Here is a 19,967-nt window from a genome sequence, read left to right on the forward strand (position 1 = left end):
CTGCTGCCTCCCGTAGGAGTCTGGGCCGTGTCTCAGTCCCAGTGTGGCCGGTCACCCTCTCAGGCCGGCTACCCGTCGACGCCTTGGTGAGCCATTACCTCACCAACAAGCTGATAGGCCGCGAGCCCATCCCCAACCGAAATTCTTTCCAGACGCAGACCATGCGGTCACGTCACATATCCAGTATTAGACGCCGTTTCCAGCGCTTATCCCAGAGTCAGGGGCAGGTTGCTCACGTGTTACTCACCCGTTCGCCACTGATCCCACAGAGCAAGCTCCGTGTTCACCGTTCGACTTGCATGTGTTAAGCACGCCGCCAGCGTTCATCCTGAGCCAGGATCAAACTCTCCGTAAAAAAGAAATGCATACCCCACCGGGAAAACGGTGACGCAGCGAGTTTGATGCTGACCAAAGAGACAAATTCATTGCTGACTTCATCCATTGCCAACCCCCCGGAAGGAGTTGGTCTTTGATCCAAAGGAATTCTCAACTAGCCGAAGCTAGACGAGGATAATTTGGCATTTGACAAGTGCACGCTGTTGAGTTCTCAAGGATCGGATGCTCCCACGACCCAGCCATCACAGCCAGGCCCGAAGGGCAACTTCTCTATCTTACCGATCTCGTTTCCGTTGTCAAGTCCGAGTTTTTCTCGGCCTGACCGTGGGAACGGATCAGTACCTTCATCCTGTTCACTCAGTGAGTGTCTGGGATTCGGGAGGTGTTAGCTGCTTGACGGGAGCCGGTCCGAGGACCTCCGCTCAACCGTTTGGGGCGAACAAGTAATAAGTTACGCGGATCCCGGAGATCGGGCAAATCTAGGCCGACCGCCGGGCGTGTCGCACTCCTGGCCCGACGGTTCCCTGCACTCTCCTGGCCTTGCGGTGCGTCACTCGACGGTCAGCGGCGTCGTCGTGACGTCGATGGCGCCGAAGGGGAACGGACTGAAGACCGTCCAGGAGCCGGAGGTGAACTCCTCCATGGGGATCAGGAAGAACCAGACGAGGGAGACGACGATCGCGAGGACCACGAGTGCCGCTACTCCGATCGACGCGCGGTTCAGTGTCTTGAGGGCTGAGCGTTCGTCGCTCGCCTTCATCACACGTCCGAGAGTGATCAGCACGATCGCGGCGATGCCTATGTAGACCAGGGGGCTGGGGCGGAGTGTCAGATCCATGCACACAGGCGCCTGGTCGGTCGGCTGTCCCGCTGAGTCGATGAAGCCACCACTGCCGTCGACGCCACCGGGGCAGTAGCTCCGGCTCGCGACCATGAGCGTGGAGTAGACGAAGACGGCGACTAGGGCCGTGATCAGGACGCGTCGGATCTCCGCGATGACCGCGACCCCGGGGAGGCCTGTGGCGGCGGTTGCCGGCGTGGTCGATGCGAGCGACAAGAGGGCCTCCTTGGTGGGTGGTCGTCTCATGATGGCGCAGCGAGTCGAGGGAGGGAAGAGCCAGCGAGCCGGGGGAGCATGGCTCGGTTAGGCTCGCGCCATGACGCTCAGAGGAGTAGCTCACCCCCGGACTCGGGTGCTCGTGTGGGCCCAGCTTCACCTTGCGCGCGACCTCCTTGAGGCGCGGATCGAAGCACAGATGCTTGAGCACCTCAACACCGGTGAGAGGTTCGACGTCCAGGTCAAGGCTGACGAGCCTTGGGAGGATCTCGAGTCCGCGATACGCGACTTCGATCCTCACGTGTTCCACTTCATCGGGCATGGCAAGGGCGGGAGTCTCGTAGTAGCCGGGCGTGACCAACAGGGGTGGCCCATCGCCTCCACCGCGACGCCGCGCGAGCTGCACGCCGCGCTTCGTGACGCCCATAGCCTCAACGGTGTGTTCCTGAACGGGTGCGAGACCTCGCGGTGGGCGCCGCATCTCATCCCCCAGGGCGGATGGTTCATCGGAGCGAATCGGAAGGTCGATGACGCCGGGGCGCGACTCTTCGCCGAGAAGTTCTATGACCAGTTCCAAGAGCAGTCCACGAACCGAGTCGCGTTCGACGCTGCCCTCGCCCACGTCGCGAACACGAGCGGACACTCACAACCGCCGATCGTGCGATGGGTGGAGGATCCAGACCCCGAGGAGTTCATCCACAAGGTGTTCGACCGTGAGGCGTTCCGCGCATCAGTGGGTCGCGAATCCTCGATGCAGGAGTTGGAAGACGCGCTGAAGGGAATCACGAAGTCGCTGCGTGGTCGCCGGTTGATCACCCGCGAGATCCTCGAGGCGCCGAATGTCGTGCACTGTACGGAGCCACTCGACCCGAAGGCGGTGGATGTGATCCGGCACAGGATGAAAGCTGTGACCTACGACTTCAGGCAGCTTGCCAAGGAGTTCTCCTCCGTCCCAGACCTCGGCAGTTCGCTAGACAGAATCCCCCAGCGGGACAGACGACGCTTTCTGCTCCTTGCCGACAGGCTGGACGATTCGCGTAACGAGACGATCAATGCCGTGAACGAGCTACTCCCTCTCTCCCTCTGGCTGCCGGAGGTCGAGTTGACGTCGTCGGCCCTGGGTTCGGACTGGGTGAACCACGGCCCGGAGTGAGGCAGCGAGAGTTCAGGTGTGCCCCGATACGCTAGCCGCGAGCGAGGGGGAGCTTCGCCGCAAACCGAGGCCACGGCCTCAGAGGGAGTGCGCAATGACGGGTGAGACCTTCTCTGAAGACGACTTCCGCAGTCAGTGGAAAGAGCAGGCGGACGAGATCGGCCGCTTCAACCTCGCCATCTTCGGCAAGACCGGCGTCGGGAAGTCGACGCTGATCAACGCGATCTTCGGCGAGGAGGTCGCTCCCACCGGAGTCGGCGAACCCGTCACGATGGACGAGCATCTCTACATCCACCGTTCCGGCTTCCTCGGCCTGCTCGACACCCGTGGGCTCGAGATCGGCAAGGACACCGATGAGCTGATCAGCGAACTCGGCGACTACCTGAAGAAGATGCGCCGGCAGCCGCTCTCTGAGCAGATCCACGTCGCCTGGTACTGCGTCCGGGCGACCGACCGAAGGTTCGAAGACACCGAAGCAGAGTTCATCCGCCGGCTGCACGACCTCGGCCTGCCCGTCGTCGCCGTCCTGACACAGGTGCCGTCGCGGAACGGCGAGTATCACGCCGACGCTCTGACCCTGGCGGATCACATCGCCGGGCTGGACCTGCCGATCGTGGGAGGCCGTCCGATCCTGGTGATGTCGACGGCGGATGAGTTCACCGGCCAGGTTCAGCACGGGCTCACGGAGCTCGTGGATGCCACGTTTCGCGCTGCTCCCGAGGGTGTTGAAGCAGCGTTCGCAGCCGCCCAGAAAGTCGATCTGGCAAGAAAGCGCAAGCAAGCTCAAACAGCTGTCCGCGCGGCTGCCACGGCGGCGTTGACGGTCGGAGCTATTCCGATCCCCGTTGCGGACGCCGGTGTGCTCATCCCCATTCAGCTCGGGATGATGGCGAGGGTCGCGGCGATCTACGGCGTCAGAGTCGAGACCGCCACGATCGCAGCGACCGCGGCAACAGTCGCCGTCTCGGCGGCAGGACGAAGCGCCGTCGCCGGCCTCCTGAAGTTCATCCCCGGAGCCGGAACCGTGGTGGGCGGCGTGATCTCGGGCACCGTCGCCAGCACCTTCACCCTGGCGATCGGATACGCGTGGGCAGTGGTCTGCGGTGAGCTCACGCAGGGTCGACTGCGAGGCGTCGACGGCGCGCTCGACAGCGACCTGGTTCGCGAGCTGTTCCAGACGCAGGTCGGCGTGTGGTTCAAGAAGGTGAGCGGCGGGCGAGGCTGAAGAGAGTTTCGCCGGTGGCGGCTGATCTACCCGGGTAGATCAGGGGTGGCGCTCGATCGCCCTACGCTGGAGCGTCTGCCTCATTCTCGAGGCGCCTTCCCCTGGAGCTCCATGTCTGCACCGACGGTCGATGATCGTGCCCCCTATCGGTCGAACCCCTCTGTCCTGACGGCGCTGAAGAATCCGCGGATGCTGACCCGCGAGGTGCTGGCAGGTCTCGTCGTCGGACTCGCCCTCATCCCCGAGGCCATCGCGCTCTCGGTGATCGCGGGCGTGGATCCCAAGGTGGGACTGTTCTCGTCGTTCATCATGGCGGTGTCGATCGCGTTCCTCGGCGGGCGGCCGGCGATGGCGACCGGTCGCCTCGTCGCCAGCCTCCGTGCCAGAGTCTTGCCTTCCGAAGGCACCTCAGTCTGAAAATGCGTCTGAGAAGTAGCCGAGACTCGGGTCATCGAGCGTGCCAATGACGAGACCCCGATCAAGGAATCGATTGAACTCCTCGCAGCTGGTCTCGGGAAGCAACCCGCAGGCATGGCACGCTGCAAGGTTGCACGAGTCCGGGCCTTGTCCCCTATCACCGGAGTCCATGCATACTGGATCAGTCGAGCACCAGCGTGCGTCGGCCAGCGCCGAGGCAAAAACCTGCCGCAGATTGTCCGGACGAGCCATGCGAACAAGTCCACCCATCGTCCCCTCCGAGTCACCCGCCGCGGTGTATATCAACGCCCCGGTCATGCTCCGGTCAGCAGAGTCCGAAACGTAGAGGCGTTCTCGAAGCGAAGCCGAGCTGTAGCCGCAGGCAAAAATGAGTTCGTTGATCAAGAGATGTGACAGCGTATGCAGCAGCACGAATCTTGGGCTAATGGTCCGCCCCTGTAGCCCGCGCTGACTTGTCACGGATCCGTAGTGATCGGTGATCCGCTGCGCGCGGGCCTGGACCTCCGCGCGTCCATCCCAGGCCGCCAGCCGAGCCTCATCGAGCTCGAAGTAGATTCCTTCACCCTTCACGACATAGGCCGGCAGCCAGTCTTGCGCAGGAGTCAAGCTGGCGCGCCTGAGCATCGCCTTCCCCTCCGTCAACTTCAACTCCCCGTCGCGGACTCGAGTGAACCCACGCAACGCACGAGTCTCCCGGAGCACATCGACTGACCTCACGCGCGAGAGGTGATCTGACAGGTCGGCGTGAAGACCAGGGTCGGACGCGGCAAGGTAATCGTCCTTCGGGGTCTCGCGGATCTTTATGTACTCCGGGTGTCGCCATACGTCGTCACTTGTCAGGTTCTCTGCGTCGATCGGAATCTCCGCAGGCTCCTCGTCGCTGTTAGCCCCGATACCGAACTGATCTTGGTAAGCCGCCAGTAGCTCGTCGTCCGAAATGGGAGTGAAGAGCTCAGGCGGAACGTTTCGCTCCAGCAGTTTCCTTAGCTGCCCGCCCGAGACTTCATCAAGGTCCAGCTGATACACGTTATTGAAAGTCGTGCTAACGGCTGGGTGCCGGAGCAGCTGGTGGACTTCTTCGCTTACCGCTCCCTCGCGTCGGGGGAGATAGATCGACGACTCCACCTTCGGGAAGTAGACATTCCCGGCAGCACGCAGAGCACCTCGAACCGGTTGATCACAGACACCTTCCAGCTGCGCCAGCCAGGGCCTAGCACCACCGCACAAATAGGGCTGATCAGGTGAAACGAGCTGATCACTGAGATTTGTGTGCTCATCACCGTTCTTGTCGAAGCGAGCTTCAGTGACCCCTCGAAGCGAGCGCTCCCGCTTGCAGGTGTCGCACGTTACGACCTGCCCTTCGAGCCCACCCCCTCCGCGCGACACGAGGCGCAACGTGCCCGCGCACGATGGCTTGGCTGACCTATGAACCCACTCGTCAAACGGAAAGTCATCCAGGTGCCCGCGTGTGCAGATGGCAACGAACGGCACCTGCGACATCTTCGGCCTGTACTTTTTTCCGGCATGCTCCTTGTCCTGGCACTCGACAAGCGTCTTCATCGTGAGCTTACTGAGCTCCAGGCGCTTGCAATATATGCAGAACGACCAGCGCGGAAAACGCAGTACAGGCACAGTGAGTCGGACGTTCCGTGAGTCGCTACCGCGGGCTGACGGCCGGTAATCGGGCGGTAGCCGGAACTCGGAGACCTTTAGTCGGGATTCGAGCCGCCAGTCATGCTCCTGGTATTCCTCCATCGCGAGAGCGCTTTGGTCGACGACTTCGTACCAATGGTCAAGACCAGCGGTGATCACCGAAGTCCCGTTCACTAACACGCTCATCGCACCCACTCCGAACGGCGTCACCAATTGCGCGCGGCGCATTGCTCCAGAACTCATGTTGGCTCCTCTGAGGCGGTGTCCTCGAAGAGGTACGCCTGACTGATCTCGAGACGGCACTCAGCGTCGACATTCCTCATGCTCGTCGGCACGTCCCATATTGTTGCGCGTCTGTCAAGATCGGGGAGGGTTCCGGCGAATCGCATGAGACCTTGCAGGGGATCGCCGAAGGGAGCCGGGTTTGCATCCCATTCAGTGCGTTCCCAGCCTCGCCACTGTCGGCCTCGATCCCGTGCGAAGCGATCGAGCACGGACACCTCATCGGGCTCCACGATCTCTGCTCGCTCCCGCAGCAGACGAATTGCCTCGTCGTACGCTGCCGAGGGGAACGGGTCGGGCCCCAGAGTCTCCGGCGAGGTTTGCCGCACATAGGCGACAGCCGCCGCGTGAAGTGCTCTGCGAAGAACTGGCATGGCGAAGGGCGTGACGGACGTTGGCTCCACCTGTGCGTAGAGCTGCTGATGGTAGGTCCGAAAACGCTCATAATGGCTACGGTCTCGCGGCTTAGCGGCCCCATAGATCGTGATAACCAGTCCGGGACTGATCTCCGGCTTTCGGCCTACTCGACCACTCACTTGGATGTACTGCGCCGTAGTTTTCGGCTGGCCGACGATCGTCATCAGCGCGAGTCGATCGATGTCTACACCTACCTCGATGATGTTCGATGCGAGACAGATGTCAAACGCCTCTTGACGGTCCTTTCCAACGGCATACCTCATCTGAAGTTGCTCGATTGCCTTTGGAATCTCGTCAGAGCGACGCCGCGACGTGAGCTCCATCGTCCTATGCGGCCAGCGAGGCTCGATGCCATCACGTCGCCGGAGTCCCGTGAGGTAGTCCGGGATGTCGGACTGGACCAGGGAGACAGTGTTACCGAGCTCCCGAAGAGAGTTGAGGAAGTTGAGGTTTGTCCAATACCCGTCCCGATCCGCCTCGGGGATATCGGTCGCAGCCTGGAGCGTTGCGGCCGCGACACGGACCTGAACAGTCTGAGTGGACCCGAGGGAGGCACTCATTACGCCGATGTAGCGGCGGCCTGGCTCAGGGGTGCCGTCGGCAGAAGTCGCGGGCTCCGCAAAGAATGAACGCCCCTCTTCGAGACCGTGCGGGGGGAAGAGCGCGACTCTCTCCCGACCAAACAGCCCCCTGATTTGGTCCTCATACCGCCTGACAGTGGCGGTAGAGGCGATAATTTTAGGGGGCACAGAACGTGCACCGCGACGGTCCGTGCACAGTTCGTCAATCACCGGCTCGTACAGGCCGACCATTGAGCCAAGCGGGCCGGAGATCAGATGCAACTCGTCCTGGATGATCAGGCTAGGAGGGGATACCTCTCGCGCGCCACTAGCAGCGAGCCCGAAGAGATTCCGCGCGCGGGGTCGCCAAGCCATCATCGCGAATTTGTCTACAGTCCCAATGACAATCGAAGGTCGAACCTCGTAGATATCTTCATCGACCACATGGACAGGCAGGCCGCTGCGGCGCGAGTATTTGCACTGCCCATCGATACAGCGAAGTATGACCTTGCCTGCGGCTTCCTCGTATCCGATCGGCTCCTGCCCACCCCCTTTCTTCGGCTGAGGACCCATCTGCGCCCCGCACCACGGACACCGCAGTAGGAGGAATAGGTTCTGTTCGTGAGGTTTCCGACGGAGCGCCCGCAGGTTCTTAAGCGCTGCATCCCACGAGTTCGGTGTTGAGCTGCTCCCCAACCAAATGCCGATCCCAAACGGCCCTCCACCGAGGGCCCCCGCGTTCTGCTCCCTAATATCTTCTAGGGCACAGACCAGCGAAGCCGCTCGGAGAAACTGCTGCGCCGTGAGTAAACGCAGGGTATAACGCATCAGGGTGTCCGTCCCCGCGTCGTCAGAATTGCGAAGGCGCCTCGAAAGCAGGCTAACCGCGGCAGCTCCGAGGTATGCCTCGGTCTTGCCACCCCCCGTTGGGAAGAATATCAAATCGACGTCGCTTCGTTCATGGCGGCCCGGCTCGACTAGTTCCGGCAGCACGGCAAGCAGAAACGCGATCTGAAACGGACGCCAGTATCCGCGACCGTCCGGGACGTCAGCTGCTGGATGCGCTCCCTCAACCCGCCAGCGACCGTCACTACCTTGCTTGGCTTCGCGCAGATCGAATCCGGATCGTACCTGCTGGAGGAGCATAGCCTCATTTGCCCAACGGAACGCTTGGGCTGCTTGCCTATTCGTCACGACGAGGTGCCAGCCAGTCCGCATTCTGGTCAACGTGGCCCGAGCTCGCAGCATGTGCTGACTCGCAGCTCGCTGGTAGCGCGGAAGTAGTGCTGGGATCTCAGCTTCTCGCAGCTCGATCCACCTCTCGTACTGACTCAGGACAAGTTCGACTTGAGCGGCACCGTCCTCGCGGCCGTGGGCCAGGGCATCCATGCTGACGGTGACAAGCTTCCGCCTGCCTTCGGCATCGACAAGTAGATTCCCGTCGTCGTCCGAAAGGTACACGTTCGGTGAAAGACTCACGACCTCATAGGTCGGGAGAGCCGTGGCTTGCACCAATGACACGAGCCCGTCCGCATCCACCGTCCCCCACTCGGCAGCGCAACCATGCCCGATGGCGTAGGTACGCTGCTTCCGATAAAGAAGATCAAGTGAGTGGTCTTCCTCATCTCGGTCAGGGAGCTCGACTTCGGGATAGGGGACGATTGCAGCGTCGCCAATCGTTGACACCTTGAAATCGACCTGAAAGAGAGCAGCCGAGGGGCCGGAGCCAGGAGCGTCGTTGACGACTGCGACGGTAACAATCCTGAGAGCAGAATCGTCATCCCGAGGCACCGGACGGCTGAAGACTCGGAGCGCCAGCGGGATCGGTCCTGGGCCGTCCAGAAGCGTGACATCGACAACCTTTAGCCGATTCGGCTCCTGCAGAAGAGTTCGACCCGAGATCGTGCCAACGGCTCTGAAGGGACGCCTTACCCACCACTCAACCGGCTTCGCAACACCCGGAATGTGCACGGTCAGCTTTTCGTACCTCGCGGCAGCGACCTCAACGTTGAGAGTCCCCGACTCGGTCAGGCGTGACTCGAACGAGATAGCCATCGCGGATGGCTTGAAGGAATTGGCATCCGTGAGGTCAAAGTCATCCGAGTCAGCGACATCGTGACGAACGTGACCCTGAATCTCGACAGGGGGCCCGACAAGGTCGTCCTCGGAGACTGCGAGACCGGTGACACCATCAAGGTCTTCATAATTGTGTTCTTCGGTCCGCTCGACCGGCGAGCCACCAACGGTAGCCCCGGCAAACAGAACTCCGACGCCGTAACGCTTGAGCGGATTACCGCTCGTGAGAATCTCCTCACCGGTTTCGGTGTCGTGAAACTGCCCTCTTGAGGCCTCCGTTGTTCCGAAGTGCACAACGCCTGCATTAATCTTGAGCGGCTGCCCGCGTGCTGGATCACCCGCGACTGGTCCAAACAGTTCTCGCCGCAGTGCCGCTTCAACCGTCTCGCGGGCTTCAATTCCACTCATGGTTCACCTTTAATCCGTCGCCTCAATGTATTCGTTTCCACCAGGGACGTAAGCCGATCCGTCGCTCGTGTCAGCCCTACGTAAACCAGCGCGTCGAAGTTCGACCCTCCTGCGTCGTCGAGGTCCGTGACGATCACGGCTGGCGCATCCAACCCCTTGAATGAGTGAATTGTTGAGTAGCGAAGCCGTCCCTTGGTCGGCTTAGACCCATCGAAAGGAGTCAGCACTTGGCGCAGCCATGCGTCAGATGTGCTCGCCGCAACAGAGCCTTCACCGAGAGGGCTGAGTACAACGATCTCGGTGAGGTCGAAGCCCTCGTCGCGCAGGTCACTCACTGATTTCCGCAACAAGGCGGTTTGGTCCTCACCCCGGGTGTACTTGATGATCGTTGGATCAATACCGTCGTCGGTTCGACGGAACTCTCGGAACCCTGGCGCGAGATTGGCGAGGATGTTCACTTGATATCCAATGCGGGGGAGATTCCGGCAGTTGTCGGATAGGCGGAACGAGGCCATGTGCGGCGACCGCGCGCGAAGCACGTCGCGGGAGCGCTCGCGGCCGTAGACCATCTGGCGCTCAAAGTCACCGAACATAAGCACGCGGCCCTCGCGGAGACCCCCTTTGACGAGCAGATCGAGCAGATCGAGATACTTGTCAGTCGCGATGTCCTGCACTTCATCAAGGATCAGAAAGTCTAGGACCTCGCCTTCGCTTCGTTCTGCAAGACCTTCGAGCGCTTGCTCTGGCAGCGCTCGTTCCCAGAAGTCCCCGCCGGCACCGGCCGGTGGACTACTCAGACCTGCGAGCCGCAGCATCTCTTGGTGCATAGTGCCCACGCGAAGGCCCGGGACATCTGCGAGCTTTTCTCGCAGACTGCGCCCAAGGAAGCGGTTGAAGCACAAGAACCGACCAGTTCTGCCCTGAGCGACCTCTCGCTGGGCGGACTCAGCGGCAAGGAAAGTCTTGCCTGTGCCAGCCGGCCCCGTGAACAACACGCCCGTATTGTCCGCGGCCGAGTCAAGCGCGCGGTACTGCTCTTCGACGAACCGCGCGAGCTGGCCCTCTCGAGCCTGTCGCCGGTCCCCAGCAGTGATAACCACTTCGAATCGGGGGCGGAGTGTACTCACGATCCGCCCGGCGATGCCTTGGTTCGGACCTCGTCCACCGAAACCGAAGTACTTGATCTTCGATGCTAGATGCTCCGCACCTTCCGCCATAACTCGCTGAATAGCGGTGGCCGCGGTCGGAACGTCGTTCGAGTCGAGAACTTGCCACGAGTGCCACTCCGGAGAATCGGGGAGCGTTGCCCTGGCTCGCACTCCGGTGAACCAAACCGCGTGTAAGACCGGGACGTCTCGCAGCTCGACCCTTTTGCTCAAGAGGTAGTCACGGATGCTGTGCATCGCCTCCCGCGCCTGTTGAAAGGGGCCCCGAACTATCGGGGGGTCTTGCCCGAGCCGCCACGTGCCGTCCGAGCCGCGTGCGACCGACAGGTGCGACTTCACCTCGATCACCAACAAACCCGCGAGGGGCACGACGACGACGAAGTCGGCCTCGCCCTCGACCTGGCGCTCATGCTGAGCGATCCCAAGGGAATGCAGCACGACCCATTCATCGGTCTCCGGGGCATCCCGGAGGGCAGCGAAGACCGCCTTCTCACCTGGAGGCGCAGAATTAGCGCAGTAGGCCGGAATCATCCGAGCCATCGAGCACCCTCATCCGCGAACGGCACCCGAGCATCGTACCGCCCAACGAGCTCCGTGAACGGGGCGATAGCGAGAACTCGAGTGACGAACATACCTCGGAGGCCTGGCTCAGCAATGTCTAAACTCAGGTGCCCAACTCGCTCGAGTTCGTGAAGATCGGCGGCATCCGCTGCCGACTCCAGTCGGTCTCGCAGCTCCCGCGTGGCCAGGTGCACCTCGTGCCTCAATAGAGTGGCGTGTCCGAAGTACGGTTGCACCGATAGCCCCAGCCATTCGAGGAGTCGCTCGAAGTCCCCATCGCTCTGCGGACGCATCACATGAGCCGATGCCCACGCCCGGACCTGACCGGCCGCGCGAACACCGAGCGCACGTAGTGCGCGTTCCGACTCTCCTACCCCCCTCATCGCGAGCTTCTCTATCAGTGCTGCCTTCCAAGATGCTTGGGAAGCCTCGATCGCGGATGCACGCGCCCCGATTCTCGCAAACGCTCGCGCTTGGAGCGACTCACGCTCGGCCTCACCTTCTCGGAGAAGCAAGTGGGTTCCTGGAGCAACCGCTGACACATTGGAATAGCCGACTCGCTCGCCTGGGGGCTGTGTCGGATCCAAGGCACGAATGCGCTCTCCATCGTCATCGAGCCAGATCGCGCGGCTTCCCGAGAGGAGGATCTTCCGTGCCTCGACCTCGTCCTTATCCGGCGCACGGTCCTCGCTTGGTCGCCTACCCCAAAAAGGCTGGGGAAGAAGGTGCTCCTCCGGGATCGGATTCTGCTCCGTCAACGTTTGCTCTGGCGCCATAGCGGGACGGTCACCAACCTCAATAACCCGCGCCGCAACGCAGATTCCGCCTTCGGCGTAGTCCGCAATTGCCGAAGTGGGAACGGTCCGATCCCCGAACCAAGCGGGAACTATGAACGTCACCTCCGGCGTGCGTGGTGCAGTTACCGCCGTCGGCTTGAAGAACCGGGGCGGTCCAACGAAATAGGCAATTTCCTCGGGCACGTCCGCACGCTCGAGATCGCCGAGTGTCAAAACTCGTCCCCCGAGCGGGCCGAGCCACCGGTCTAGCCCCTGTCGAGATCGAGTACTCGCGACCACGACAACAGCCGAATCCGATCCAACTTCAGCTAGGGACTCCGCCAAGACGCCACCTACGAGTGGGTCGCGGGTGCTCAGAGCAGCCGCGGCATCGGAGACCTCCCGTAGTAGATCCTCTTCATCGACTGCACCCACCAGCCGAAGGGCCTGGCGGCCCACTTCACCCGCGGCGACCTGAAGCTGAGTGTTGTATTCGTTCGGCATCGGGTCGGTGATGATTCGCCAGCGCAGTACCTTCGCGGCGCCGGCGAGGTCGTCCCAAATCCCCGGCCCGTCTCGCTGTATTAGTCGAACCAGAGCGCGGGTAGCGGAATCGAATCTCGCTCCAATGTCATCACGCACAGCAATCATCTCGACGCCGTGTCGCGCCAGCGAAGCGGAGGCCGCGTATCGCTGGTCCAGATTGACGACCCGAGATATCACAGCGCGACCGTGAATCCGAGCGCTTCGATGCCTACGGGCGGGGTCCATCCAAGCTGCGCCGACAACGTAATCGGCTCGCCTCGCGAGTTCCTAATCTGAACAACGTGCTCCACTGCGCTCTCGTCAGCGACTGATCGATCGATGATGCAAAGGACGATCGGCGACAAGATGTCATTGAGATAACGGATCGCTCCCTGTCCGTCGAGGATCGTGAGAGCAACGTCAGATGGCAGAGGCAGCCTGTCAGCCAAGCCCGATGACGAGTAGATGCGCGAAAACCACGTCGCCGACTTCTCGGTCCTCGGCAGAAGCAACGTCGCTAGCGCATCGCCGTCGGAGTCATCGCCGCGGGCCAGAACCGCCTCGAGGTCATCAGCGATCCAGCTCTTCGTGCCCACGATCGCGAGGTCGGCCGCGGGCGCGACGAGACGCCGCGCCCAGTCCCGTTCGATACCGCTCATTCGACCGATGCTTCCGATGTGGGGGCGAGGCATCTTCTCTGCTGGGTCGACTTCCGCCACCGCTGCAACCGCCTCCAGCCGATCAACAGCCCAATGACCCGCCAAGGCAGCTCTGGCCTGCGCTCGACTTTCATCAAGCTCCTGAAATGGTCCTGATATTATGTGCGTCGCATTCACCGCGCGGTAGTGCGCGTGATGCATCGCTCCTTTAAGCACGGTCAGCGGATCAGTCGTCATTTGAATCGGTGATCGCCCCAGGGTCCACCCCGCGCCGACGAGTGTTGCCGCGTATTCACGGCTCGGGACGGAGATAGCAACGATCAGTTGCCGGCCGCTGAACGCATCGGCCTTCCGCGCAAGCCTTGCTCCAAGCGCGAGAATCGGGCCGATCCAAGTTGATCGGATCGGGGTGGATTCAGGGTTGTCAGCGAGACTGAGGACGACGTTCGGCCCAGGGCGTCTCACCATTTCGCTCACCTTTTACCCTCGACCACGGGAATGACCTCCGACATTCGATGGGCAGTGATGTGCCCAAGGCTGCTATACCGCTGACACCTGGCCGCCATTCGAGGCGGCGGTCAAGGCGACGGATGTCGCCGCAGCAAGAGACCGCGCCACGGGGGGCGGCACCGCATTTGACACCTGCTCGACCTGCCTTGAGAGTGTCCCCTCGAGGATGAAGCTGGTCGGGAAGCCTTGAAGAAGCATCGCCTCATAGATGCTGAGCCGCCGAGTTCCCTCGGGATGAACATGAATCTCGCGATGCCCGTAGGCCACAGTCGGGCTGGGCTTGTCCCATGCCAACCTTCGAAAGCTCCTCGTCGGTGCGGGCCCATCCACTTCGCCTTTGAAACGCTTAGATCGTGGAGTCATCGTCCAGTGGTTCGGATGAGTCGGGATTTCTTCGGCTGTGAGTCCCCGGGAAAAGAAGGCCGGCTGCGGGAGCTGGCCGATTGCACCGCGGACGGTCAGATCCACTTCATCACGAGGGATAGTCATTGGCGCGAACGATCGAGCAGCGTCGTCGCTCTTGAAACCGGAGATGATCACGCGCTTGCGCGTCTGTGGCACGCCATAGTCGAGGGCGCTGTGCTCAGCTACGCCCGCAGTAAGCCGCAGCTCCTCGAACCGGGCGAGGATCCCGCCGAAAGTCATGGAGTGCTTGGCATCGCGGATACCCATGACATTCTCGAAGAGGACAAACTGCACGTTGTAGCGCACTTGCAGCGCCTCCACGATTTCGAGGTAATAGGCCGGCATCTGATTGCGGGGATCGTCAGCGCGGGAGTTCGGGTTCGCGCGCGAAAACCCCTGACATGGGGGACCCCCGATGATCCCGATCGCCTCACCATCCGTGAGCGCGTTCGCGATCTCATCCAGGACGGCGAGCTTTCCGGAAGTCTCGTTCCGAACTGTGATGTCGGCAGCGATCGATGTTGTTGAGGGGAAGTTGCGTTTGTGTGTCTGGATCGCCGCGGCCATCTGATCGACCGCGAACGCAATCTCGTATCCCTCTTGACTGAAGCCGAGATCGAGGCCACCAGCACCCGAAAAGAGACTTACGATCCGGGGCAAAACCATCGGTGCTCCTTCCGCTACGCAGGCACCCCACCGCGCCGTTCAGAGCAAGCGTAGCGGCACCGGCGGTGAGACCTAAGTAGTGTCCGCGCCTCACCCACGCCGCAACGCGCGCACCGGCTGGCTGTAGCTTCAAGTGACGTTGTCGCAAGAATCTCGATTGTTTTGGATCTTGCCGGAGTCCCCGATGTGAAATGGAACTGCCCAAAGTCGCTTCACACTACGGGTGGCCGTTATCTCTCTCGCTGATGCCGCTCCTGCATCTTGTGCTCGCCTGGGGTCAACGAGACACAGCACTTACGGTGCCTGGTAGCGTCCATCCCATGCCGTCGCCGCAGACTCTCGCCGCCCTTCGCGCCTTCGTAGCCGAACGGGACTGGGACCAGTTCCACTCGCCCGAGAACCTCGCCAAGAGCATCTCGATCGAGGCGGGCGAGCTCCTCGAGTGCTTCCAGTGGTCCGCTGACCTCGACCAAGAACAGGTAGAGGCGGAGCTCGCGGATGTTGTCACCTACTGCATCCACCTCGCGAACAAGATCGGCGTCGACCTCGACGAAATCGTCATGAAGAAGTTGGAGTCGACGAAGGCGAAGTACCCCGTGGAGCTGGCCAAAGGCCGCATGACGAAGTACACCAAGCTCTCCGAGGCACCGGAATGACAGATTTCAGCATCCAGCGCCTGCCTTTCCGCCGTGACGCCGTTGACACGTGAGCGCGCGACGACGCCCGGCACGCTAACTGGCCGGTTGTCTATGTAATCGAAGGGGACGCCCACCGCAATTCACCCGGGCTCTATGTCGGTGAGACGGTGAGTGCCGCTACCCGGATGCGTCAGCATCTCGCGGGGTCGAAGAAGAACGAGTCCCTTGAATCGATCCGCGTCGTCGTGGATCACACGTTCAACAAGTCGGTCTGTCTCGACCTTGAATCGCATCTCATTCGCTGGTTCTCAGGCGACGGCCGATACCGCATCCTCAATGGCAACGACGGTCTGACAGACGCGCAGTACTACGGCCGCGACCTCTACCGCGAGTCGTTCCGCGATGTATTTGAAGCGCTGCGAGCAGAGGGTCTCTTCTCGCGCAGCATCCCGCAGATCGAGAATTCCGACCTGTTCAAGCTGTCGCCCTTTAAAGCTCTGACAGACGACCAGGGCATCGCGATCATGGACATCCTGGAAGGTCTCCTCGAAGATCTTCAGCACCCCGGCGCTCGATCAACACTCGTTGTCCAGGGCAACCCGGGAACAGGGAAGACGATCATCGCGATCTTCCTGATGAAGCTGCTCGCCGACATCCGCGACTACCAAGACCATGACGACGTCAAGCCTGACTCCATGTTCTCGGAGTTTTTCGTCCCCGAGGATCGCGAGCTGCTCAAAACACTTCGCATGGCGCTAGTGATACCGCAGCAGTCCTTGCGGGAGTCAGTCAAGAAGGTCTTCAAGAAGACGCCCAAGCTTGATGCTGCGATGGTGATGTCACCGTTCCAGCTCGGAGAATCGGACGAGACTTATGACCTCGTACTCGTCGACGAGACCCACCGCCTTGGGCAGCGAGCCAATCAGGCGTCGGGTGTGCAGAACAAGAAGTTCGGCGAGATCAATGAAGCTCTGTTCGGAAGCGATGATCCTCGCTACACCCAGCTCGACTGGATCAAGGCTCGTAGCAAGCATCAGCTCCTGCTTGTCGATGGCGAGCAGAGCGTGCGGCCTCATGACCTCTCCCCAGCGGCACTGAACGCCGAAATAATTGGGTCTAAGGACGCGCATCGCTTCTTCCGTCTGACGACTCAGATGCGCGTGCAGGCCGGCGCAGACTATGTCGAGTTCATCCGCGCCCTGCTGAGGCATGAAGCGCCTTCGCTCCCCGACCTCGGCGAGTATGAGCTCCGGCTCTTCGACGACCTCGGAGAAATGCGCGACGCCATCCGGCAGAAGGATGCTGAGGTCGGCCTCTCCCGCCTCGTCGCGGGCTACGCGTGGGATTGGGCGTCGAAGAAGAACCCGGATGCGTACGACATCGAGCTTGACGGTGAGCGAATGCGGTGGAACGGCACCGATAAGGACTGGATCAACTCGAAGGGGTCGCTCGAAGAGGTCGGTTCGATCCACACCGTTCAGGGCTACGACCTGAATTACGCCGGGGTCATCATCGGGCCGGATCTCCGCCTCGACCCGGCAACTGGTCGAATCGTCGCTGATCGCGAGAGTTATCGGGACAAGAAAGGTAAGGAGAACACCGGGCACCTGAAGGATGCGTTCGGGGACGATGACTTGCTGACGTTCATCCGGAACATCTATGGAGTGCTCTTGACGCGCGGGATGCGCGGAACGTATGTGTACGTTTGCGACCCCGCGCTCCGCGTCTTCTTGGCGTCGATGACGACAGCGGAACCAGGCCGAGTTCTCAAGCCTGAGTCCACGTCGACCGTCGACGCGACGACAAGCGTCCCGACTATAGAATTGGTTGCGGAGGATTGAGTGGACATGCAGGCATGGCAGCCAATACTGATCGCTCTGGCCGTTCCGGTCTTCGCGCTCGTGACCGCTGTCGTCACGAAGGACCGAGATCCTGCGTTGTACCGCCGGCTGCGACACAGCACGGCGGCTCTTAACGAAGTGCCCGAGACCTCAAAAGCGCGCGATGCACTCGACCTCCTGGTGGTGGCACAGGCTGAGCGACTCCGCGCACGGGAACGCTCGGCTCGAAGACGCAAGATGAACAAGGCCAATCTTGCCCTCGCGGTAGTTCTCTCAGTAGCGTCCGCAGCGATAATGTGGGGTCTGTTGACATGGGTGTTCGCCGCTTGGTCTTCCCCATGGGGCTGGATCTCGCTCGTAGCTACATTCGTGATCGGTCTCGTTCTCGTGCTGTTCGTGTGGTTCGGCTTTGCGCAGATATACGACCCGCCCCGCGAAACGACAAAGTGACGCAGGCACCTAGCATCCAAAGCGGAAGACAAGCGAGAACTGGCGGATGCCTCAGCCGTAATCGATGCCTTGCTCTGCACCAAACCGCTCCCCCGAACTCACCTGCTGCGCCACCCGCCGCAGCGCCAACAACAACGGCTCCACCAACACCGACCCCAACACCGCGTACCGCACCGCAGCTTCCGCAGACTCCTCCGGCACCCCCGCGATCTCCGCATCCGCAATCCGCCGCATGCTCGCGAGATACTCCGCCATCGCCGCATCCGGAACGGTGAAGCCGACGCGCTCCAAACCCTTCAGCGCCCGCGCGACCGCATACAGCACCGCCTCGTCGCACATCCCCGGCTTCCATCCGAGTCCCGCGACGAGCGCCTCCGCGTCAGTCAGGTCTAGCGACTCATCCACCGGCGGAGTGATCGCCGCATGCGCCGTCCCGAGAAGGTCGTGCGCACTCGCCGGCGGATCGTCCAGCGCTCCGAGCACCCGCCGCGTCTCGGCAATGCTCACCCCCGCGTCGAGCAGCGCCCGGATCACCCGCAGCCGCTCCACGTGCTTCTCGCCGTACGCGGCCTGAGTCGCAGATGACCTCTCACCCTCGGGCAGCAGCCCCTCACGCAGGTAGTACTTGATCGTCGGCACGGTCACGCCGGTCTGGGCTGACAGTTCGGAAATTCTCATGGCCACCTCTTGACTTCGATAGTAGCGCTATCCATTATGGATAGTGACACTATCCAACCAAGGAGACATCATGTCGAAAGTCATCACGGGCCGCATGACCCACCGCCACGAGGGCGAGCTCGTCGTGTTCCACATCGGGATGCAGATCAACCGCTGGTGGCGCCCCGACCTGTGGATGCCAGCCTTCTTCGCCATGCCGGGGATGCTGCGCGAACTCAGCACCGATCCCGACTCGGGCATGCTCGGCTACCACCTGCTCTTCGGCTCGGGCGGACCCTACGTCGTGCAGTACTGGTCTTCCGTCGACAAGCTCTACGCCTACGCCTCCAGCCCGGACCAGCAGCACCGCCCCGCCTGGACCGCCTTCAACCGCGCAGCCCGCAAGGCTCCGGGAGCGGTGGGCGTCTGGCACGAGACCTTCCGCGTCGACACCGCCGAGAGCGTGTACGTCTCGACGAAGCCGATGGGGCTGCCGAAGGCCACGGAGCTCGTGCCCGTCGGTAAGCGTCATGACCGGGCCCAGGCACGGTTCGCGGATGGGCGGACGGATGCAGCGAAGCCTCTCGCCTCACCCCCTTCCCCCTGACCCCCGCCCCATACACCTGAGCGCACCTGCCAACCCCGCTTCCGCCGCGCCCTCCGCCGGACTGGTCGAAGCCAGACGGCGTGCGTAGCAGGAGTAACGTCTTACACGACGGCGGGGATGGTCAGTGAAGGAGCAGTGATGAAGATCGCAGAACTCAGAGATCAGCCGAGAACGGGCACAGCCGGCCAGCACACAGCGAACGAGACGGTCTCGTGACGGCTGAACGCGCCCGCGGCACGTCGCGCGAGCGAGCCACCGTCGTGGCGATGATCCTCATCAGCGCCGCGCTCCCGGTGGTCGCCAACCTGCCGGTGTTCCAGAACCTGGTGTGGGCCTTCTGGCTCGCAGCCCTCGCCCTCATCATCGGTGCGTCGGCGTTGCTCGTGGGCGTCACCCGGCGTGAACGACGACGTTCCGACGAGTCCTGAACCTCGTCACCACTACCCTCGCACCATGCCCACCGATCGCCCGCGCGCCTGGATCTTCGACGTCGACGGCACCCTCGCCCTCATCGGCGACCGCTCGCCGTACGACATGCGCAAGGTGTCGATCGACACTCCGAACCATCCGGTCGTGGTCGCAGCTCAAGCGTTCGCCGCCCACCCCGACGTCGACGTGCTCATCGTCGTCTCAGGTCGAGATGAGACCGCCCGCCGCGCCACCGAGGCCTGGCTGACGTTCAACGAGATCCCGTTCGACCGCCTCCTGCTCCGCCGCACGGGCGACCAGCGCGCCGACAACATCGTCAAGGCCGAGATCTACGACGCCCACATCGAACCGCACTTCACTGTGATCGGCGTGGTCGACGACCGCCGCAGCGTGGTCGAGATGTGGCGGACTCGCGGACTGGTCTGCTTCCAGGTGGCCGAAGGGGACTTCTGAGGCGCACCCGGTCGGAGTA

The 19,967-nt window shown here is 62.0% G+C and carries 16 protein-coding genes, 1 rRNA gene and 1 pseudogene; 9 read left to right on the forward strand and 9 right to left on the reverse strand.

What is annotated here, in order from left to right; genetic code table 11:
• Both B2869_RS13630 and B2869_RS13635 read right to left on the reverse strand, forming a co-directional pair.
• A 16S ribosomal RNA gene (locus B2869_RS13630) occupies positions 1-355 on the reverse strand; the annotation flags it as partial.
• A gap of 531 nt (positions 356-886) precedes the next feature.
• The gene (locus tag B2869_RS13635) at positions 887-1,393 is read right to left on the reverse strand and encodes a hypothetical protein (RefSeq protein ID WP_292767623.1); all 507 of its coding nucleotides are present in this window, start codon (positions 1,391-1,393) and stop codon (positions 887-889) included.
• A gap of 100 nt (positions 1,394-1,493) precedes the next feature.
• Here B2869_RS13635 and B2869_RS13640 point away from each other — a divergent pair, with 100 nt between their 5' ends.
• From B2869_RS13640 to B2869_RS13650, 3 genes and pseudogenes are all read left to right on the forward strand, one after another.
• Positions 1,494-2,546 (forward strand): hypothetical protein, encoded by a 1,053-nt coding sequence (locus B2869_RS13640; protein WP_292767626.1) that lies wholly within the window; start codon positions 1,494-1,496, stop codon positions 2,544-2,546.
• Positions 2,547-2,640: 94 nt separating this feature from the next.
• Complete coding sequence (locus tag B2869_RS13645; protein ID WP_292767629.1) at positions 2,641-3,771, forward strand: GTPase family protein; 1,131 nt, start codon at positions 2,641-2,643, stop codon at positions 3,769-3,771.
• A gap of 111 nt (positions 3,772-3,882) precedes the next feature.
• A pseudogene (locus tag B2869_RS13650) lies at positions 3,883-4,128 on the forward strand (SulP family inorganic anion transporter); the annotation flags it as partial.
• 51 nt (positions 4,129-4,179) lie between these two features.
• Here the strand turns inward: B2869_RS13650 and drmB are convergent.
• The 6 genes from drmB to B2869_RS13680 all read right to left on the reverse strand — a co-directional run bounded on the left by drmB (position 4,180) and on the right by B2869_RS13680 (position 14,873).
• Positions 4,180-6,105 (reverse strand): DUF1998 domain-containing protein, encoded by a 1,926-nt coding sequence (gene drmB / locus B2869_RS13655; protein WP_292767632.1) that lies wholly within the window; start codon positions 6,103-6,105, stop codon positions 4,180-4,182.
• Positions 6,102-9,605 (reverse strand): helicase-related protein, encoded by a 3,504-nt coding sequence (locus tag B2869_RS13660; protein ID WP_292767635.1) that lies wholly within the window; start codon positions 9,603-9,605, stop codon positions 6,102-6,104. The genes drmB and B2869_RS13660 overlap by 4 nt, the downstream gene beginning before the upstream one ends.
• Positions 9,602-11,311 (reverse strand): nuclease-related domain-containing DEAD/DEAH box helicase, encoded by a 1,710-nt coding sequence (locus B2869_RS13665; protein ID WP_292767638.1) that lies wholly within the window; start codon positions 11,309-11,311, stop codon positions 9,602-9,604. Before B2869_RS13665 ends, B2869_RS13660 begins: the two co-directional genes overlap by 4 nt.
• Positions 11,299-12,612, reverse strand: coding sequence for a hypothetical protein (locus B2869_RS13670; protein ID WP_292767641.1), 1,314 nt, complete (start codon positions 12,610-12,612; stop codon positions 11,299-11,301). The genes B2869_RS13665 and B2869_RS13670 overlap by 13 nt, the downstream gene beginning before the upstream one ends.
• A 215-nt stretch (positions 12,613-12,827) precedes the next feature.
• On the reverse strand, positions 12,828-13,769 hold the full coding sequence (locus B2869_RS13675; RefSeq protein ID WP_292767643.1) for a hypothetical protein: 942 nt from the start codon (positions 13,767-13,769) through the stop codon (positions 12,828-12,830).
• Between the two features lie 63 nt (positions 13,770-13,832).
• Positions 13,833-14,873, reverse strand: a complete 1,041-nt coding sequence (locus B2869_RS13680; RefSeq protein ID WP_292767646.1) for a DNA cytosine methyltransferase — start codon at positions 14,871-14,873, stop codon at positions 13,833-13,835.
• Positions 14,874-15,193: 320 nt separating this feature from the next.
• Between B2869_RS13680 and B2869_RS13685 the strand changes: the two genes are divergently transcribed.
• The 3 genes from B2869_RS13685 (at position 15,194) to B2869_RS13695 (ending at position 17,802) form a co-directional block, all read left to right on the forward strand.
• On the forward strand, positions 15,194-15,529 hold the full coding sequence (locus B2869_RS13685; protein ID WP_136025167.1) for a nucleotide pyrophosphohydrolase: 336 nt from the start codon (positions 15,194-15,196) through the stop codon (positions 15,527-15,529).
• A gap of 98 nt (positions 15,530-15,627) precedes the next feature.
• Positions 15,628-17,352, forward strand: a complete 1,725-nt coding sequence (locus B2869_RS13690) for a DNA/RNA helicase domain-containing protein (RefSeq protein ID WP_292767749.1) — start codon at positions 15,628-15,630, stop codon at positions 17,350-17,352.
• Positions 17,353-17,802 carry a hypothetical protein gene (locus B2869_RS13695; protein WP_292767651.1) on the forward strand — a complete coding sequence of 150 codons (450 nt, stop codon included), beginning with the start codon at positions 17,353-17,355 and terminating at the stop codon, positions 17,800-17,802.
• Positions 17,803-17,853: 51 nt separating this feature from the next.
• On the opposite strand, the gene B2869_RS13700 is transcribed toward B2869_RS13695, so the two are convergent.
• Positions 17,854-18,480: a MerR family transcriptional regulator gene (locus tag B2869_RS13700; RefSeq protein ID WP_292767654.1), complete on the reverse strand. Its 627-nt coding sequence runs from the start codon at positions 18,478-18,480 to the stop codon at positions 17,854-17,856.
• Positions 18,481-18,550: 70 nt separating this feature from the next.
• Between B2869_RS13700 and B2869_RS13705 the strand changes: the two genes are divergently transcribed.
• The 3 genes from B2869_RS13705 (at position 18,551) to B2869_RS13715 (ending at position 19,948) form a co-directional block, all read left to right on the forward strand.
• Positions 18,551-19,066 carry a DUF4188 domain-containing protein gene (locus B2869_RS13705; RefSeq protein WP_292767657.1) on the forward strand — a complete coding sequence of 172 codons (516 nt, stop codon included), beginning with the start codon at positions 18,551-18,553 and terminating at the stop codon, positions 19,064-19,066.
• A 212-nt stretch (positions 19,067-19,278) separates the two neighbouring features.
• A complete protein-coding gene (locus tag B2869_RS13710) occupies positions 19,279-19,494 on the forward strand; it encodes a hypothetical protein (protein ID WP_029259426.1) in 216 nt (71 codons plus the stop codon).
• 25 nt (positions 19,495-19,519) lie between these two features.
• Complete coding sequence (locus B2869_RS13715) at positions 19,520-19,948, forward strand: polynucleotide kinase (protein ID WP_292767661.1); 429 nt, start codon at positions 19,520-19,522, stop codon at positions 19,946-19,948.
• Positions 19,949-19,967 lie beyond the last annotated feature (19 nt).

This window comes from Microbacterium sp. UBA3486, from assembly GCF_002377845.1.
Taxonomy (GTDB): Bacteria; Actinomycetota; Actinomycetes; order Actinomycetales; family Microbacteriaceae; genus Microbacterium; species Microbacterium maritypicum_A.

Bases quoted from the DNA above. Each gene is read 5' to 3' on its own strand.
- B2869_RS13640 (WP_292767626.1), top strand. From the start codon at position 1,494: ATGACGCTCAGAGGAGTAGCTCACCCCCGGACTCGGGTGCTCGTGTGG.
- B2869_RS13645 (WP_292767629.1), top strand. From the start codon at position 2,641: ATGACGGGTGAGACCTTCTCTGAAGACGACTTCCGCAGTCAGTGGAAA.
- drmB (WP_292767632.1), bottom strand. From the start codon at position 6,105: ATGAGTTCTGGAGCAATGCGCCGCGCGCAATTGGTGACGCCGTTCGGA.
- B2869_RS13660 (WP_292767635.1), bottom strand. From the start codon at position 9,605: ATGAGTGGAATTGAAGCCCGCGAGACGGTTGAAGCGGCACTGCGGCGA.
- B2869_RS13665 (WP_292767638.1), bottom strand. From the start codon at position 11,311: ATGGCTCGGATGATTCCGGCCTACTGCGCTAATTCTGCGCCTCCAGGT.
- B2869_RS13670 (WP_292767641.1), bottom strand. From the start codon at position 12,612: ATGCCGAACGAATACAACACTCAGCTTCAGGTCGCCGCGGGTGAAGTG.
- B2869_RS13680 (WP_292767646.1), bottom strand. From the start codon at position 14,873: ATGGTTTTGCCCCGGATCGTAAGTCTCTTTTCGGGTGCTGGTGGCCTC.
- B2869_RS13685 (WP_136025167.1), top strand. From the start codon at position 15,194: ATGCCGTCGCCGCAGACTCTCGCCGCCCTTCGCGCCTTCGTAGCCGAA.
- B2869_RS13700 (WP_292767654.1), bottom strand. From the start codon at position 18,480: ATGAGAATTTCCGAACTGTCAGCCCAGACCGGCGTGACCGTGCCGACG.
- B2869_RS13705 (WP_292767657.1), top strand. From the start codon at position 18,551: ATGTCGAAAGTCATCACGGGCCGCATGACCCACCGCCACGAGGGCGAG.
- B2869_RS13715 (WP_292767661.1), top strand. From the start codon at position 19,520: ATGCCCACCGATCGCCCGCGCGCCTGGATCTTCGACGTCGACGGCACC.